Genomic DNA, 1708 nt, shown 5'->3' on the forward strand with positions numbered 1-1708 from the left:
TTAATACGAACACCTGCCTTTCCATTCGCAAAAGGTTTTATGGGGTGTCTCTGTCAGATATTCTAGTTTGATATCTTCTGGTGGAATGTAATAAGTCGGAGGATGACTGGTTTCCAAAACTCGCTTAGGTCTGTGGGTTTCTGCGAGAACAATGCCATTAAAGATTACCTTAATATGTTTATTGATGTCTTCCCATCGGGCGGGACGGGGATAATCCCAAACGGATTCTTGACCTGGCTTTGGAGGGATAGGAGTTGGTCTCATGACTTGTCTTTGGCTTTCCTACTTAGTTTTAAAACTTAAAGTTGCCCTCTAATCTTACTAAATATCCAATCGGGAATAGCATGTTCCGTGTCATATACTCGGTCATACTTTTGTTCAAGTTGTTGCCAATCAATTGAACTGTCTCCTAAAACTTCATGTTTGAATATCTCTAGGGCTTTGCCAGACAAACCTTTTTCTAAACACTTTTTCATTGCTAATCTACTTTCATCTATTTCACCAATACATTCAAAGGGTGTATGTTCAGCTAGTCCGATCATTTCTCTAAAAATAGGTAGTAAGTCATCATCATCAAACAAATTGGAGCCAAAGACTGCATCTACAGATGCTGGCTCGAAGACAGCCATCAAACCTAGCCATACATAAGCACACTTGGGACATTTCTTGCACCAAGGTTTTTGAATATTGCAGGAGTGGATTTTAGGCAGCACCTCGGGATATTTGGCTAGATTTTTGAAGATGCGGAAGTCATAGATGGGCTGCAAAATACCGAAATACGAGAAATTAGATAAGAGATTTGCTTAAATGAATTCATTCAACTCTTTTTCGGCTTCGTAGCCTTTGCCCCATTGATGGTTGACTTCTTTACCTAGTTTTTCCCAGAATAAATTACCAGTATTGGCACTTTTTTCATGGGCTAATGCCAAGTAGTTGTATCCCTCATTCAGCATTAGAGGGAGGGATTCAAAGATAGAGACAGGAGTTTCTGGAACGGTAATTCCTGAATTGTCTGGGAAATATAGCTGAAGAAAGGGATAGTCAATAAAGTCATCGTAGATAGAAATTTTATGCTTTTTAAGGGGGGTGACGTATTCTAGGACTCCCGAAATTAAATTGTGTTGGATATCGGCTTTGCCATAAACACTATGGGAGTATTGCATGGAAGCAAAGGGAACATCTGCTTCTTGTAGCATTTTCATAGCTACAATACTATCTTTTCCACCACCACAGCCTGCAAGTACGGTAGAGTTACCGCCAAATATAGAGATGGGTTTGCTATTGCTTAAGCTACCTTGTGAATAGATAAGTTCAGGACCAGGGTAATCGGTTATATTATTTTCATACCAATGTTGACCAAAGACTCCTTGATATATCTTGGCAAATAGCTCTAACACTGGCTGACTTAAATTTTCAGCGACAAGGTTAATATCATAGTATTTGGGAAATAGTGAACACAGCTTCATGCCCTCGAATAAGGCAATATAAGCAGCGATTTGATTAATTACTGCTTGAGAATATTTGCTGGCAAGTAAACTGAAGGATACATCATGGTAAAACACTTTAGTTGAAAAGTTGAAGTTATCTGCACCATAGATAATGTCCAAATGATGCTCGTGAATGGTTAATTGATGGATTTTAATGGTTTTAATTTTCATGTTCACTAGTTCGGTTGATTGGGTTCAGGGATTGCTCTAAGCAATCGCTA

At 38.8% G+C, this 1708-nt stretch carries 2 protein-coding genes and 1 pseudogene; all 3 read right to left on the bottom strand.

The features are described 5' to 3' along the window. Positions 1-3: 3 nt before the first annotated feature. Positions 4-264, bottom strand: a pseudogene (locus tag F6K49_RS46320) (DUF427 domain-containing protein); the annotation flags it as partial. A 35-nt stretch (positions 265-299) separates the two neighbouring features. Beyond that, positions 300-767, bottom strand: a complete 468-nt coding sequence (locus F6K49_RS46325; protein WP_293109187.1) for a hypothetical protein — start codon at positions 765-767, stop codon at positions 300-302. A 36-nt stretch (positions 768-803) separates the two neighbouring features. Next, complete coding sequence (locus tag F6K49_RS46330) at positions 804-1658, bottom strand: hypothetical protein (protein WP_293109189.1); 855 nt, start codon at positions 1656-1658, stop codon at positions 804-806. Positions 1659-1708 lie beyond the last annotated feature (50 nt).

It is taken from the genome of Moorena sp. SIO3I6, assembly GCF_010672095.1.

Bases quoted from the DNA above. Each gene is read 5' to 3' on its own strand.
- F6K49_RS46330 (WP_293109189.1), bottom strand. From the start codon at position 1,658: ATGAAAATTAAAACCATTAAAATCCATCAATTAACCATTCACGAGCAT.